This is a genomic window from Acidobacteriaceae bacterium, from assembly GCA_035944135.1.
GTDB lineage: Bacteria > Acidobacteriota > Terriglobia > Terriglobales > Acidobacteriaceae > Granulicella.
In genome coordinates, this window is sequence record DASZBM010000001.1 from 211,378 (window position 1) to 227,222 (window position 15,845).

Here is a 15,845-nt window from a genome sequence, read left to right on the forward strand (position 1 = left end):
ATGCATGCGAAAGAAAATACGGAAGGTGAGCGATTACCCTCACCTTCCGTTGGAGGAGGCTGCTAGAAGAAATACTTCACATTCAATTCGATAATCCGCTGGTACGGAGCCTGAGACTTGGTGTCCATCACGCCGAACTTGGTGGTGTCATAGTTCTTCGTGATTGCCTTCGATGCGTAGTCGACCTTGTACAACAGCGTGAGCGGCGTAAGCGTGCTGTACTGCGGCAGCGGATGGTTAATCCAGTTGAACGCGCTGATCCGGAACTGGATCTGGTTATTCTCGTGGATTGCGAACGACCTATACAGCGCAAGGTCGTTGTTGAAGTACGCGGCCATGCTCATGTACGGGTAGTTCTGTCCGCCCTGCTGACCGATCGCCGGCGCGTTGAAGCAGTTGCCGTTGACGCGCTGGTAGGTCTTCAGGTTTTGCGTTGGATTGCAGGTGAGGACAGGCATGATGGGCAATGGAGCATCGGTACCAAAGTAAGTGGCGGAGCCGATCCCGGTACCGACGCCTTCTGCGGCTGTGAGGGAGTTTCCGTTGGCGTCCACGGGCTGATTGACGTAGGTGAGCCCGAGCCCGAAGTTCGGAACTCCGTTGCCGAGGAAGGACGGAATATAGCCGCCCGCCTGCCAGGTCGAGATACCAGAGATGGTCCAGCCGCCCAGAGTCCCGTTGATGAACTCATTGAAGGCGTGGATCTTTCCGGTGGAGTAGAAGTAGCTGGCGTTGAAAACGAAGGGCCGGTCCACAGACGCCGGTCCGTAGTTCAGGCGAACGTTATACGGATTCTCCTGAAGACTGGTCGCCAGGGTCTTCGACCAGGTTCCGTTGATGTTGTAGCCAAGGTGTCCCGTGTTCTTCGACCAGGAGACCTGCAACGCGTTGTAGTTGGTGTAGTCCAGCCCCTGATTCATGTACACGTTATTGGTTCCGTAGGCATAACCGTACGGGTGATAGTCACCGAGCTGGTTGTTGGTCGCGATATAGCACCCAGTTGCGACTTTGGTAACGGAATCGATGGTGCACGTACCAGGAGTCGGATTCTTGGTGACGTTCTCCGGATTCGTGGCGGTGATGCCGGTGTACGGGTCCGGGTTGAACAGCGCGCCGATGGGAGTCTTGTTCTGGTCAGCGAGAGCAGAGAAGTTGCTGCCTTCAATGCCTTCGCTGTTATCGGAGAGCTGGTGAGTCTGGCTGCCGACGTAACCGATCTCCAGAAGCGAGTTCCACTTCAACCGGCGGTCAATCGTCAGGTTGTAGGACATCGAGATGGGCTGGCTATAATCGCTGGGATCAAGACCGGTCTGGGAGCCGGAGCAGGTTGCCGGCTGGTTGTGAGAGCAAGGAATACCAACCGGCGGAGCCGAGGCGTTCGGCGGCGCGAGCTTGCTGATCTCCGATAGCATCACGTCCTTGCCGCCTGGCAGGTTATAACCGAGCACGTGCTGGGCAGTAACCAGGGCCGCCGCTACGTCGTTGGTCTGTGTCACCCAGCGGTAATAGCCAATGCCGCCGCGGAGAACAGTGTTGCCGTTGCCCTGCAGATCATACGCCACTCCGAAACGCGGATTAACATAAACCGGTCGGTTTGGCTGTCCACTTAGAGGAACGCCCTCATCGATAGCATGCCAGTAGAAGCCCGGCGCGTATTTGCCGGAATTGTAGTCGGAGAGCACGCGGTCAGGATAGAAAACAGCCATACCGATGCCTCCACGGTCGTACCAGTGCGTGTCGTGCTCGAAACGGAGACCGAGATCGAGTGTCAGCCGGCTTGTCGTCCTCCAGTGGTCCTGCACGAACAGTGCATTGGATTGATAGGCCGTATCAGCGATCGGTGAAGCATTGTTTTCGCTGTAATTGGAGGCGATGCCCATCACGAAGTTGGCGGTGGGGTTGTGTGGCGAGCCGATCAGGTTGCCGGTGATCACGTCCGGATTCTGGCCACCGAACGAGAGATTGCCATCCTGATACGTAGAGAAGGTGCTCTGGTAGTTGTCGGTGTTCTGCGCGAAGGCTCCGAACTTGACGGTGTGTTTGCCCCACACCTTGGTGAAGGTGTCAGCGAACTGCGGAGCCTGCTTCTTGACCGCGTACTTGCCCGGAGGGTTCTCGAAGATTGATGCCTGCGAGAAGTCAGGGAAAGTCTCGTTTCCAGCGCTGCTATAGGCGGGAATCGCGATGGACGAGGTCTGGTAGATCTTCCCATACGTGTATCCCAGATTGGCGCGAGACGCGGCTGCCGGATTCGGTTGAACGAACGGGAAGCTGCCGTAAGCCCATGCGGCCATCAGGTCGTTAGTCGCTGAGGCGCTGAAGCTGTGGACGAAGTGTCCGGCGATGGTCTTGCCGTCGAAGGACTGCGTTTCGCCGCCGCCCGGATACGGGATGGCGTTGCCTGGAGTCCAGTAAAGATGGGCGCCGTTGCCCGAAGCAAGGTCAGAGTTATACGCCTGCGAGTACGTGCCATAGATCTTCGTGTTTTCGCCGAGCTGGTAGTCGAGACGAACTCGATACAGCCAGCCATTATTAATGTTGACGATCGGCTGATAGTAGTTGACGCCGCCCGGGCTGGTGGCCGGGTTGGCGTTCGCCTTGGGCCAGATCTTCGCAAGCGCAGCAGCACCCGGGTCGACGAACTGGGACGGAATCTTCTGGCCTACGTCTCCGCCGCCGCTCCCGTAGGCTGCCAGCGCGCTGGACGCAACGGCATGGCTGCCGTCAGGATAGATGGTGCCACCGAGATCGCTGCACCAGGGACCCTGCGGATAGCTGGAGGTTGGCGTGGGGAAGAAGCCGTTCGGGCAGAGCGCCAGGTTGTCAGGATTGTCCGTCGAGAAGTCGCCCGCCATCATCTCCGGTGTCGGGATGTAGGACGTGAGTTTGTTCGCATTGCCCTGGTTCTGGAGGAGCCGCTCATACCCGCCCCAGAAGAAGAAATGCTTGTGGGTGAAGGGAACTGGCCCGCCGAAGTTGCCTCCGGGGTAGTAGTAGTGCTGCGGTCCCTGCGGGACGCCTTGGTGGTTATCCTGCCAGTCGTTGGCGTTGAGCACACTATTGCGAGCGTCAAAGTAGGCTTCGCCGTGGTCCTTGTCGCCGCCGGATTTGCTGATGGTCGAAACCACGACCGGGCCGAACGCGGTGTCGGCGCCAAAAGCTGAGGCCTGCACAGTGACCTCGGCAGTCATCTCAGGGTTGATGATGGTGAGCGACGAGGCCATGTCGCCGGGATCGATGACATTGGCTCCGTCGGAAAGCAGTGCGGTGCCACCGCGGTTGACGGCGCCATTGATGTTGATGCCGGAGCCCACGGCACTCTGCTGCACCGTGACATTCAGGTCGCTGTACGAGGGAGAAGTCTGCGTAAGGCCGCCCGACATGGTTGTTGCGCCCGGAAGCACCTTCAGCAGCTCGGTAACATCGCGTCCCTGTAGCGCAAGGTTCTCGATCTGTTTGGAGTCGAGGTAGTCAGAGCGGGCGCCAGTGTCAGTGGCGATCATCTCGCTCGCAGCTTCGACGGAGACAGTAGTGTCCTGCGCGCCGACCGCCAACGTCATCGTTGGCACGGCGCCCACGTCTCCTGCGTGGAGAACGATGCCCGTGACCTCTTTGGACTGGAATCCATTCGCAGTCGCCCTCACCTTGTACACGCCAGGTGTGAGCGCGGGAAACGCGAACAGACCGGCGCTGTTCGTCTTCAGGCTGCGCGACAGACCGGTCGCCTGATCGGTGAGCGTAACGTCCGCCCCTGGGATCACAGCGCCGGACGCGTCGGCGACTGTTCCCGTCAACTGTGCCGTGGTCTGCGCATAGCTCAAACGTCCCGAAACAAGGAACAACACCACTCCGAACACGAGCCATCCACCCGCCCGGCTGAGTCGTCCCAGATTCCACTTCGTTCTCAATCCACCATGAATGCGCGCTGCACTGATCATGGGTATGCCTCCTGAAGTTTCCCTTCAAAAATCGATAGGGGGATGAAACAGGGCCCTGACCTTTTCCGTTTTTCGAGCTTTGCGAACCCCGGATTTCTTAGGCGACCGGAACTATAGTCAGCCAATTTCGTACTTGTCAACAAAGAATCTTGCAATTCGCAATGATCACTTCCGGCCGGCGGGCCGGCCACCCCGTCAGCTCTGCCCCAGCGCAGCGCTCCCCTTCCACCGTCGAACGCTCCACGACAAAACCGTTTCAGAAAGCCGCATTGAAGTGAAAAACCCTGCAAATCACGGGCAGTTTCACCCCCCTTACAAGCTGGGGTTCCGTGTTAACAGGATTTCTTTCTTGAAAATAATAAATACGGAATCCGCCATGCCGGCTCGCATGTGAATCCGTATAAAAACCACTAGTTTGTTTTTTGATACCGCTACAGAATCTAGCAATCCTCAACCACCCGCGCTGCGAGCGCACAGAGGCATTCGCCGGACGGGCCGCTCCCCAGCCTGCCTTGCCCCTTCAGAAACGTACCGACGAGATCGAAATCCATACCCCAGCGCTATTGGCCGGACAACTCCACATAGTCGCGCCCGAGATACAGGCGATAGTGCCCGCCCGCCGTCGCCATCACCTGCAAAGGCCGCGGCCGCTGCATTCCAGCGTCGTGCTGAACAGCCGCATGGAACAGCTCCGTGCCCCCGAGATCCATCACCTCAAACCCCCGGTCGCCGAGAAATCCCGCGCCATACGCGCCCGCCGGCAGACGCTTCCCACCAATCTCCACCGGCACGTCAGTCAAAATGTAGAACTGGTACCGCTCCCGCATCCCGCTGGAGTAGCCCCCCGCATCCACCATTCCGAACAGCGTCTGTTTCCCTTCGCGCCAGCGCACTCCACCCGTGTTGCGCAGCTGCACCGTCGTCATCTGTCCACTGAAATAGACCGTCGCAGGAAACACCGCCTGAAGCTGCGTTGGGCTTAGCAAACCGGCCTGTTGATCCGCCTGCTGCGCTCCCGCCCACCTCACCGGCATGAACAGCAACAGCAGAAGAAAAACAATCGGTGCTCTCCTCATATTCGCTCTCCGTTCCCGCTGATCTCATCAACCCGGCCCATACGTCCAACCCAGCCTTTCTAGCATGATTCCCCATCACATCGCTCCGTCCGTAGGACTAGAATGGCTCCGTTCCTCACGCGGCCCACCCCCAGGTCTTCTCATGGACGACGATCGAGGTCAAACTACCCGGCTCCTCAAAGCCATGCATGCTGGCGACGCTGCAGCGGCCGAGCAACTCCTCCCGCTCGTCTACGCAGAGCTGCATCGCATTGCGAACGCCTGCATGCGCCGCGAGCGCCCCGACCACACCCTGCAACCGACCGCCCTGATCAATGAAGCCTATCTCCGCCTAGTCCAGCAGGACGTCGACTGGAACGATCGCGCCCACTTCGTCGGCTTCGCCGCCCACGTCATGCGCCGAGTCCTCGTCGACTACGCGCGCTCCCGCAACACCGATCAGCGCGGCGGAAAGATGGAACGCGTCGAGCTGCAGGATCAGTTCGCCATCTCTCCCGAGCGTCTCGATGAAGTCTCGATGCTCGATGAAGCGCTCCAAAGACTCGAGAAGAAAAATCCCCGCCAGGCCAAGGTCGTCGAGCTCCGATATTTCGGCGGCCTCTCCATGGAGCAGATTGGTGCCATCATCGGCATCGCTCCACGCTCCGTTAAGCGCGACTGGGCTCTCGCCCGAATCTGGCTCTACGAAGAGTTGAAGCCGGGCAGCCCGCGCGCCCAACCCGGCGAATAAAAATAATTCTTCAAAGGTGGCCCCTTTTGCGCACGCGCTGCGCATTTGGAGGTGAGGGCAGATAAGCCCGCCCCCAGAAAAAGGAGAACCACCATGAAAAACCTTTCGATCTTCCGCACAATCTTCGTCGTCGCGAGCCTCGTTGCTGGTTGCGTTTCACTGCCCGCGCACGCACAGGGCGAGCCTCACACCATGACGGTCAACGTGCCGTTTGGCTTTGAGCTTGGCTCCAAGCATCTCGCTCCCGGCAAGTACACCATCAGCCGCCCACTGTCCGACATCGTCGAAATCCGCAACAGCACAGACGGCGCTCTGCTGATGACCCACGACGGACAAAGCAACAAGGCAACCAGGACCAGCAAGATCGTATTCGACAGATATGGCGACCAATACTTTCTTCGCCAGGTCTGGTTCAACGCCGAAGACAACACTTATCTGGAAACCGCGGAGTCGAAGGCTGAGAAGCAGGCGAAGAGGTCGGAACTCGCGTCGGTCACAAAGAAGGCTTCTAACGTGGAAATCGCGCTGCTGCGCCTTCCGTAACAAGCTCACAGCCTTCACAAACAATTTCGTCATCTGGTGATGAGCAGGAAGCACGCAAACCTTCGAGCTTCCTGCTCAATCTTTTTGTGAACTCATGAAACCAAAACCTTTACAGGTGGAAATCGCATGGCGCTTGTGTAATCATTGTCCGCATTACCTGCAGCACTGATTGTTAAGGTCAAACGTTCGTTTCGCATCTGCCAGAGGGCTGGATGGAAACAATGGCCGACTCCCAGAAATTCGTCGAAGACCTCTTCGAGGCAGCTCTCGCCCGCCCGCGCGAAGAACGCAGCGCGTATCTGGATTCCGCCTGCCCGGATTCGCCCCAGGTCCGCGAGCTCGTAAGAATGCTTCTCCTCGCCGACGAGCGCGCCGGAGACTTCCTCGAATTCCCCTTTCTATCGCCCTCAGACACCTCGTCACAAGAACCACCCTTAACCTTTGAGGCCGGATCAACCGTCGCCGGCAGGTTTCAGATTCATCGCTTCATCGCAGGCGGCGGCATGGGCGAGGTCTACGAGGCATGGGACACCGAGCTCCGCGAGCGAGTCGCCATCAAGACCATCCGCCCCGAGCTCGCGCAAAGCCCCTCAGTCATTGATCGCTTCCGCCGCGAAGTCAAGCAGGCCCGCGCCATCTCTCACCCAAACGTCTGCCGCATCCACGAGCTCTACTGCGATACATCGAACTCCGAAACCAAAGTCTGGTTCCTCAGCATGGAGTTCCTCGACGGCTTCACGCTCAGCGAACAAATCCAGCACGTCGGCCCGGTTGACCCCGCACAAGCTTTCGATCTCCTCCAGCAACTCGTCAGCGGACTCAATGCTCTGCACGCCAACGGTGTCATCCACCGCGACCTCAAATGCGGCAACATCATGCTCGTCAGCGGCGCGCCCGGCCAGCTCCGCGCCGTCATCACTGATTTCGGCCTCGCCACAAACGTGCTCCATCGCGAAGGCGGCCTTCACGAAGCCGGCGGCCAGGGCACTCCCGAATTCATGGCGCCCGAGCAGGTGCATACCGCCGACGTCACCGCCCTCGCCGATCAATACGCCCTCGGCGTCATCCTCTGCGAGATGCTCACCGCGGCGCGCCCCAAACACAAAGACGTCACCTCCGGCCGCGCTCAACTCGAAGCCCGCCTCGCCAAAGCCCTCGGAAAATCCGTAGGCCCGCGCTGGTCGCGTGTCATCCTTCGCTGTCTCGAACAGAAACCCGCCGACCGCTTCCCCTCGCTCGACGAAGTCGTTCTCGCCCTCAAGCCGCATCAGCCGCGCACGCGCCTCTGGCTCGCGGTCGCCGCCGCCATCGCTCTGCTCATCGCCGGCGCGCTCTGGTATCGCGCCCGGTCAGCCCCGCCTGCCACGTCACTCGCCGTTCTCCCGCTGGTCAATCGCTCCGGCGACCCCAATCTCGACTATGTCGGCGCAGGAATCACCGAAGCCCTCACCGACGATCTCTCCAGCATGCCCGGGCTCCAGGTCGCAGCCGGCAGTGTCGCTCGCCATTACCAGACCGGCGACACCGACCCCGCCACTGCAGGCTCCGACATGCACGTCGGCTCCATCGTCACCGGCTCCTTCCAATCCTCCAACGGCAAGCTCCTCATTCCCATCGAGCTCATCCAGGTTCGCTCCGGCAAGCAACTCTGGGGACAGACCTACCAGGGCACCACCGCCAACCTCGCCGACATGCAGCACGAGATCGCCACCGACGTCGCCTATCACCTCAAGATCCAGCTCGACGCCGAAACTACCGCTCGCCTCAAGCGCCAATACTCCACCAACCCCGCCGCCTACGACGCCTATTTCAAAGGCCGTGTCCTGCTCGGGAGCCGAACCCATGACAGCCTTCGCGAAGCCGTCGCCGAATTCCAGCGCGCCGTCACCGCCGATCCCAACTACGCTCCCGCACTCGCCGGTCTCGCCGATTGCTACAGCCTCCTCGCCTTCTACGATGTCGAACCCTCCGTTGCCCTTCTGAGAAATGCTTTCAAGACCTCTCAGGATGCTCTCCAGATCGACAGCACATCAGCGGAGGCCTACACCTCGCGAGCCTTCGCCCGGACACGTCTGAACTTTGACTGGGACGGAGCCGAAGCCGATTACAAACGAGCCATTCAACTCGATCCCAACTATGTGCAGGCGCATACATGGTATGCACTCGATCTCCTGACACCGCAGGGTCGAGACGCAGAGGCCAGGGCTCAGTTGAAATACGTGCAATCTGCCGACCCGCAATCTCCCGTCGCCACCGTTGGCCTCGCGATGATGGAGCGCTTTGCCGGCCGGACAACAGAATCCATCCGGCTGCTTCAGCCACACGTCAACGAAGCCCATTTGTTCGACCCCGCGATCGGAATATTGGCTGAAAACTATGTCCAGCAAGGAAAGGCCAGGCAGGCAATTGAGCTTCTGCGTCCCATGCCGGCTGCTCCCGAGGACGCCGATTCAAAAGATGGCCTTCTTGCGATTGCTTACGCGAGCACTGGCGAAACAGCAAAGGCGACAGAAATTGTGCAGCGGCTGACCGAAAAGGTTCACGCCGGCGAACCGTGCGCCTATGTGACGGCGCAAGTCTTCACAGCTCTGCGCAATCACCAGAGGGCGATAGAAATGCTCCAGATTGCGTTGAACAGGAGAGAGCCCGCACTCTTGTTCCTCAAGGTCGATCCCCTCGTTGCTCCCCTACGTAGTGAGCAACAATTCCAAACGCTCCTCCAACAGATGAACCTCCAATGACAATCCGAAAGGACTACTGCCAATGACAACCCGCGAAGAATTGCTAAGGCGATTGGGCCTCACAGACAAGGAGCTTAGGGATTTTCTTTCGAAGTTCATGGCGTTCTACCGTTCGCTGAATGAACCACAGAAAAGGGTGATCGAGCGGACGTTGCCAACTCTTGAACAGGCTGCCCGATCATTCGGCCCGGATGTGACAGTGCAGGACATCGAGGCGCTCGTCGGATCCGAGGTACCAGGAGGCAGTTCGGGTTGTGTCATCGCGGTCATAGGACCATCTTGTTGAACCGCCTGGCTAAGGTCGACGGTATCGAGCGATTCGTGCCGGCAGCAGAGACGGTTTGCCTTGCCGCCGGAGTTGCCGAGTCGCTCGGAGTAACCCGGGTCGCCGATATTACAGGTCTCGACCGCGTCGGTATCCCGGTTTACTCCTCCGTCGTTCCCAACTCTGAAGACTTGATTTCTGTGTACAACGGCAAAGGATTACGGCCCATCGACGCCAGGGCCGGCGCGCTCATGGAGGCAATCGAGCGTCAGACCGCACTGAACGTGCGCCTTCCTCTCGTCGAGGACAGCTACGCACATCTCAGCAATACGGCCGCAGTGTTAAATCCGCGCTCCGTCAATTGCGAACTCGCCGCTGACTACTCCGAAGAGAAAACCTACTCATGGTGCGAGGGTGTTGACATTGTCACGGGGCAGCAATGGTATGCCCCGGCCAAGCTGGCCGGTTATAGCTGGCACAACGTTCCGCACCCAACTAGTTTTGCCACCACCGACACTAACGGTCTTGCCTCCGGCAACTCCCGCGAGGAGGCCACATGTCACGCACTCTGCGAACTCGTCGAGCGCGATGCCTGGACCTTCGTAGAACTCGGCGCTCATCTCATGCCCAGAGCCCGACGCGCCTTCGCTCTCGGGCCCGACGCAAAGAACGGTCCCGATGATCTCGAAATGTTTCCGTGCGTCGACCTCGGCGCACATGATCTGCTCATCAAATTCTGGAATGCTGGCCTTTTCCCAGTCGTTCGCGACATCACCTCCGAGCTCGGCATCCCCGCCTTCTTCGCGTCCGTCTGCGATGAAAGCATCACCGGTCATCCCATGGCGCACTGCGGCCTCGGCGCGCACCCCAACGCCGCAGTCGCCGTTCGTCGCGCGCTGCTCGAGGTCGCACAGTCGCGCTGCGTTGACATCCAGGCCGTTCGCGAAGACATCACGCCTCCGGGCGCCGCTATCGGCCGCTTCTCCGCACACACGCGCCGCGTCGATGTGATCAATCGCGAAAGTTGGTGCTTCGGCCCGTCAAAACATCTCCGCAAATTCGCCGACATTGCTTCGTACCACTTCGCCACCATAGAAGAAGATCTTCAATTCCTCCTCGACCGCTTCACCGCCGCCGGCCTCACCCAGGTCATCGTCGTCGACTTCACTCCCGACCAATCCACCTACTCCGTCGTTCGCGTCATCGTTCCCGGCATAGAAAACTGGGCACTGGACCACGGCCGCTTCGGCCCGCGCGCGCTGGAGTTCTGGAAAAAATATGCATGACACCGCCATCTTCCTCGGCCCCACACTCGCGCGTGCAGACGCCGAGCCCATCCTCGACGCCGACTTCCTGCCTCCCATCTGCCGCGGAGACCTCGCCCGTCTTCCCGACCACATCCGCTTCGTCGGCATCATCGACGGCGAGTTCTATCAAAGCCTCTCCGTCTCTCCCAAAGAAGTCCTCACCCTCATCCGCCGCGGCGTCACCGTCTGCGGAGCCTCCAGCATGGGAGCCCTTCGCGCCGCCGAGACCTGGAAACTCGGAACCATCGGCGTCGGCAAAATTTTCGCAATGTATCGCGACGGCATCCTCGATGCCGACGACGAAGTCGCACTCGTCTACGAGCGCGAAACCTTCCGCAAACTCTCCGATCCTCTCGTCAATCTCCGCGCCGCGCTCTCGCTCGCCGCCGCCGCCAGCATCATCACCGAGCGCGAAAAATTCGACCTCACCCTGCGCATGAAGTCCCTCTACTTCCCCGACCGCTCACACCGCGCCCTTTACGCTCTCTGCCCCCCACTCCGCGACTTCTTCGCGCACACTCCTTTACCCGACCCCAAGCGCGACGACGCCCTCGAACTCCTCCACACCATCCGCGATCTCAAGGCTGCGGACGCGCCGGAACCTGGAACGGCGGTGCCGACGGTGGCGGCGGCGGCGCCGTAGACGACGGCGTTGCCTTCCCCGTCACCGTGTTCGGCTCCATAAGCTCTACTCGCGTTCCATCCGGATCGTACAAATTCACCTGCCGCTTTCCATTCACTCCCGTATGGATCGCCAGCGGCTTCCCATACACCTTGTAGTAAGGCCGCGACTCCAACTCCGCCACCGCCTTCTCCATGTCCGGCACCACCAGCGACAGATGGTTCTTCGTCCCCCACCCCGTGTCACTCAGCGACCGATACAGCATCAGCTCCACATAATCCTCGCCATCCGGAACCTTCATGTTGATCCAGCTCAGCTCCTTCGGATTCGCCGTTCCGCGCCACGTCTCCGTGAAGCCAAGCATCTTGTAAAACTCCTCGGTCTTCTCCGCATCGGCGACCATGTATCCCACGTGATAGATCCGCGGTGAAATCCGCGACTCCGGCATGAACTTGCCCGCGGCCTGCATCTCCTTGCCACTCGGCAGCCGCTGCACAAACTCAATCAACATTCCGTTCGGGTCCTTGATCTCGAACGCGTAATCACCGGCCATCGTCTTCGCGCCATTGCCCGGCGTCACGTCATATCCCTTCGACCGCAGAAACGCCCGCATCTTCTCGATGTCATCAACCGCGAAGCACACATGACTCATAAAGTTGTGCGGTATCGTCGACGCCTCATTGAACAGCTCCACATGCTGCGCATCATTAATCTTGATGAACGCAATCCGTACATCCGCGCTGTCCTTCTTCGGCAGCGTATACATCTCGTCGAAGCCCAGAAGCTCATGCCAGAACGCCACCGTCTTCGGCAGGTCCGACACAAAATACCCCACATGCGAAATCCCCGTAATCCGCGGCCTCTCCACCTGCTGCTGCGCCCCCGCGCACACGCCAACCACACCGCACACCACAACGAGCGCAAACTTACAGCCCCGAACACCAATCTTCCGCAACCTCAAATCCATCCCTACCTCACTTACATCTCTCAAAACCTGGAACCCAACCTAAGCGAACCAATAACAACTGTCATCGCACGCACGGCACTAAAGAAACTAACGAAGTACCGTCATCCTGAGCGGAATAATTTATGCCGTCATCCTGAGCGAAGTTAGCTCACAAAGTGAGCTGCGCAGTCGAAGGACCCCGATGCTGCTCGTTTCACCAAAACCACCAAACTCTTTCCACCAAAGATCAATCCCTACTCCCGCCGCAACACCGACCCCCGCGTCGTCCGCGGCTCCCGATACCGCAACGCCGCATGCCTCTCACTCGGATGCCGCACCTTCGACGCCCTTCCCGTCGCACGCATCCTTCGGTCCGCCTCCTCCCACGACACCACCGTCTCCCCTTCCTGCTCCCAGTGCGCCACCGACGCCTCATCGCACCATTCCAGCAGCTTCACCATCGCCTGCTTGTGCGCGCCCGCCGTCATAAACGCCCGCATCGCCGCCTGGCTCTCCCACACCGTCAGCGTCCAGAACGTCCACTCCCTGTCCCCCAGCAGCGCCCCACCTAAAAACCCCGCCGCGCGCTTCACCTGTTGCGTCGACCGCCACGCATACCACGCAAATCCCGGCAGAAACCTCACCGATCGCACCCTCAGCCGCGTCACGCTCACCCAGTTCATCGTCTGTTCGCCCCCAGACCGCAACACCAATCTCGCTCAAAAAATGCGGGAGAGGGCCTCACCCTCCCCCGCATTTTCCCAAGGCCCCTCTCACGGCCTCACAGCCGGAAGCAGCGACGGATCCCCCGTATTGATGCACATCGGGTGTCCGAATCCACTCTTGCTGATCCCTGTCCCTCCATTCGGGTTCGGCGTGATGTCATAAATGATGTTGTCCGGCCGCGCCGCATCGCCCGAAACCCCACCCACTCCCGCCAGGTGGTCCAGCTTCAGATTGTTCCGCGTGCGCCACGCAATATCATGGTCCGCGCAGCTCGTGTCTCCGCTCACGCCAACCGCTCCAATCAACTTCTTGCCCGGCCCATACAGCGCCAGCCCTCCGCCAAACACATTCACTCCGCCAATCTTCTGCCCAACCATCGGGTCCCCCGGCGTCCCATACGCTGACGACGGCCCCGCATACGCCACACCCGTATCCACCGGATTGCTCGCCTGCAGCCCATACAGACTTCCGCCCGGCTGCACCGCCGAATACAAGTTCGCCGTCGACAGCGACAACCCATTCGCCTGTCCCGACCCTCCACTGCTCGACGACGAATCCAGACTGAACGCATTCGCCGTATTCGCCTTCTGCGCCGAGATCGCCCTGCTCCCCGGCCACTGCGCGCCGCGATTCACACCCGTAAACGCCACCGCGCACACCACGCCATCGCGATCCACAATCGTTCCCCACATCTGGTTATTCAGCCCGCTCGTCTCCGTAGCCGTCGCTGCAGCCAGCGCCGTCTGCAGCTGAAAATAATTCGGCAGGTTCGAGCACCCATTGCTCTCACCCGCATCATTCGCATGAACCACACCTCCGGCCGTTGTAAGCGCCAGAGCCAAAGCGGCCGTTGCCGCTCCATACAATACGCGATGTCCTGCCATGGTCGACTCCTTCGTTGCAGCAATTGAGTCCCGCCAGAGAGCCGGGAATCCCGAAGACCCGAATCCTGAGGCCGAGTTCTGGACCTGTTCGCACCCGATAAGAATCTCCCAAAATCTACGCCCCACTCCCCCGCCCCGCAATCAAACGTCGTGACGCGTAGCCACTGCGCTCCCCTTGCCCTCTCAACCCACCAACAAAAACCGGCAAACTCACCATCGCTACAATCGTCTGCACGAGAAACACATGGGCCAATCTCTAACCGTTTACATCCTCGACCAAACCACCGAACAACCCGTCACCGGGTGCGATCTCGAGCTCTGGGCCTCTAGCGGCCCACCCACCCGGCTCGCCATCTTGCGCCCGGTCACAAACGCAGACGGCAGCTACTCGTTCTCTGACCTTCCCACGGGTGACCACTCATTGTTCGTTGGCGATCCAAGCCACCGCTACCCAAAGCTCCACCAGCGCATCGCCATCCACGGACCCGGACCCCACCTCCTCAACGTCCGCATCCCGCCCGGCACCTTCATCTCCGGACGAATCGTCGACGAAGAAGGACGTCCTCCAAAGGCGTGCCAGATCAGCCTCCTCAGCCTCCAAGAGAAAGCCGGAAGGACCGGGTTCACCAGGGGCTGGGGCGGCCATCACGTCGCCGAGGACGGACACTTCACCTCCGCGCCCCTCTTCCCCGGTCGCTATCTCCTTCAACTCTCGGGCGTCCTCGCCCGCAACAATCCACCGGACGTGCGCCAGCGGATCTTCAACTTCCTCTACCCCAACTCCCGCACCATTGAAGGCGCAACCGGCTTCGACCTGGCCCTCGCCGAGCACCGCTCCGGCCTGCTGATTTCAGTCCCGCGTCCCATTCTGCACAGCCTCCACGGCAAACTCACAGGCGATCTATCGCTCGATGCACTCGAGCATCCCATCGGCGACGCAAGCCTTTCCGTACGCTTCTACTGGCACCCCGTAGGAGCACTCCTCTCGCTTAGCGCCGACATGACCCTCGTTCAGCCCGACCGCACCTTCACCATCATGCTTCAGCCGGGCCGCTACTCCGTCGAGGTCATGTCCGACCCACGCCCGGATGGCGATGACAACGCCCGCCGCGGCGTTCTCGACAAAGCGATCGTTGAGATCCCCGATCTCGACGTGAACGGCATCGAGCTCGCGCCTCTCACCCTGTAGTGATCCGCGCCCGCATTCAGACTCCTTCCACCGGATGCCCCATTCATGACGCGCACCGCGGTCCCCGGCAAACTCGTTCGCTGGGGTGGCAAGCGGCATGAGTGGGCTCGGCACTTTCCTGAGCGCACAAAAACAGCCGCCATCATGCTGCGCGAAGCACGCAGCGCGAAGCCGAACAACCCCGACGCTGCTGGCATCCCAACAGCCGCTTAACCCTTCGACCTATGGCTTTCATCCTGAACGCGCAGTCGAATCATCTCCGACACCGCTCGTCTCGCCACAAACGGGGCAAGCTTTTTTGAATCGGAAGGGGACCGACTTCAGTCGGGCCGAAAACCAGCCGCGCGCAGCGCCTTCCGCTCTGCCGAAGGCCTGGGGTCCCCGGCCAGCTTGCTGGCAGAGGTGGGAGGCCCAAGCGAAGCCCAAAGGACGAAGCGCCTGAATTGCCTTCCTCCGCCGAGCCACGGCCGCCACCTCGAAGCCCGCGCCGTCCTCTACGCCGAACTCACCGACGAGCTCATCACCGCCAAACGGGCTTTAGCCACTGACCCGAGGTTTCGTCAGGGCACGGCTGGTAGCCCCACGCTGGTAACTCCACGCTTTAACGTGGGGTCTCCCAAGATCTCCGTGTCATAAAACCCGCGTCGCAGACGCGCACCGCTCTGCCGAAGGCCCAAGCGAAGTCCAAAGGACGAAGCGACTGAATTGCCTTCCTCCGCCGAGCCACGCCGCCACCTCGAAACCCGCGCCATCCTCTACGCCGAACTCACCGACGAACTCTCCCCGCCAGGATGCTGACCCCACGCATCGGAAGCCTTGGACTTGGGACAACACCCATGGCCCAATCCAGAACGGCAAGAACGGTTAGCGTGGCAGCG

12 protein-coding genes are annotated in these 15,845 nt (G+C 60.2%); 7 read left to right on the plus strand and 5 right to left on the minus strand.

Going from position 1 to position 15,845, the window contains the following annotated elements; all coding sequences use genetic code 11:
- Positions 1 to 62: 62 nt before the first annotated feature.
- Both VGU25_00730 and VGU25_00735 read right to left on the minus strand, forming a co-directional pair.
- Positions 63 to 3,938, minus strand: a complete 3,876-nt coding sequence (locus VGU25_00730) for a carboxypeptidase regulatory-like domain-containing protein (protein HEV2575706.1) — start codon at positions 3,936 to 3,938, stop codon at positions 63 to 65.
- Positions 3,939 to 4,498: 560 nt separating this feature from the next.
- The gene (locus VGU25_00735) at positions 4,499 to 5,014 is read right to left on the minus strand and encodes a hypothetical protein (protein HEV2575707.1); all 516 of its coding nucleotides are present in this window, start codon (positions 5,012 to 5,014) and stop codon (positions 4,499 to 4,501) included.
- Between the two features lie 142 nt (positions 5,015 to 5,156).
- Between VGU25_00735 and VGU25_00740 the strand changes: the two genes are divergently transcribed.
- The 5 genes from VGU25_00740 (at position 5,157) to VGU25_00760 (ending at position 11,243) form a co-directional block, all read left to right on the plus strand.
- On the plus strand, positions 5,157 to 5,744 hold the full coding sequence (locus VGU25_00740; GenBank protein HEV2575708.1) for an ECF-type sigma factor: 588 nt from the start codon (positions 5,157 to 5,159) through the stop codon (positions 5,742 to 5,744).
- Between the two features lie 93 nt (positions 5,745 to 5,837).
- Positions 5,838 to 6,287, plus strand: a complete 450-nt coding sequence (locus VGU25_00745) for a hypothetical protein (GenBank protein ID HEV2575709.1) — start codon at positions 5,838 to 5,840, stop codon at positions 6,285 to 6,287.
- Between the two features lie 221 nt (positions 6,288 to 6,508).
- The gene (locus VGU25_00750) at positions 6,509 to 9,028 is read left to right on the plus strand and encodes a protein kinase (GenBank protein HEV2575710.1); all 2,520 of its coding nucleotides are present in this window, start codon (positions 6,509 to 6,511) and stop codon (positions 9,026 to 9,028) included.
- 282 nt (positions 9,029 to 9,310) lie between these two features.
- Positions 9,311 to 10,579, plus strand: a complete 1,269-nt coding sequence (locus VGU25_00755; protein HEV2575711.1) for a YcaO-like family protein — start codon at positions 9,311 to 9,313, stop codon at positions 10,577 to 10,579.
- Positions 10,572 to 11,243 (plus strand): TfuA-like protein, encoded by a 672-nt coding sequence (locus tag VGU25_00760; protein HEV2575712.1) that lies wholly within the window; start codon positions 10,572 to 10,574, stop codon positions 11,241 to 11,243. Before VGU25_00755 ends, VGU25_00760 begins: the two co-directional genes overlap by 8 nt.
- Here VGU25_00760 and VGU25_00765 read toward each other — a convergent pair.
- The 3 genes from VGU25_00765 to VGU25_00775 form a co-directional block, all read right to left on the minus strand.
- On the minus strand, positions 11,179 to 12,189 hold the full coding sequence (locus VGU25_00765; GenBank protein HEV2575713.1) for a VOC family protein: 1,011 nt from the start codon (positions 12,187 to 12,189) through the stop codon (positions 11,179 to 11,181). The genes VGU25_00760 and VGU25_00765 overlap by 65 nt on opposite strands.
- 233 nt (positions 12,190 to 12,422) lie before the next feature.
- Positions 12,423 to 12,851, minus strand: a complete 429-nt coding sequence (locus tag VGU25_00770; protein HEV2575714.1) for a DUF3291 domain-containing protein — start codon at positions 12,849 to 12,851, stop codon at positions 12,423 to 12,425.
- Positions 12,852 to 12,941: 90 nt separating this feature from the next.
- Positions 12,942 to 13,778, minus strand: a complete 837-nt coding sequence (locus VGU25_00775; protein HEV2575715.1) for a heme-binding protein — start codon at positions 13,776 to 13,778, stop codon at positions 12,942 to 12,944.
- A 244-nt stretch (positions 13,779 to 14,022) separates the two neighbouring features.
- Between VGU25_00775 and VGU25_00780 the strand changes: the two genes are divergently transcribed.
- Both VGU25_00780 and VGU25_00785 read left to right on the plus strand, forming a co-directional pair.
- Positions 14,023 to 14,967: a carboxypeptidase-like regulatory domain-containing protein gene (locus VGU25_00780; protein ID HEV2575716.1), complete on the plus strand. Its 945-nt coding sequence runs from the start codon at positions 14,023 to 14,025 to the stop codon at positions 14,965 to 14,967.
- A gap of 45 nt (positions 14,968 to 15,012) precedes the next feature.
- Positions 15,013 to 15,180, plus strand: a complete 168-nt coding sequence (locus tag VGU25_00785) for a hypothetical protein (GenBank protein ID HEV2575717.1) — start codon at positions 15,013 to 15,015, stop codon at positions 15,178 to 15,180.
- The last annotated feature ends 665 nt before the right edge of the window (positions 15,181 to 15,845 follow it).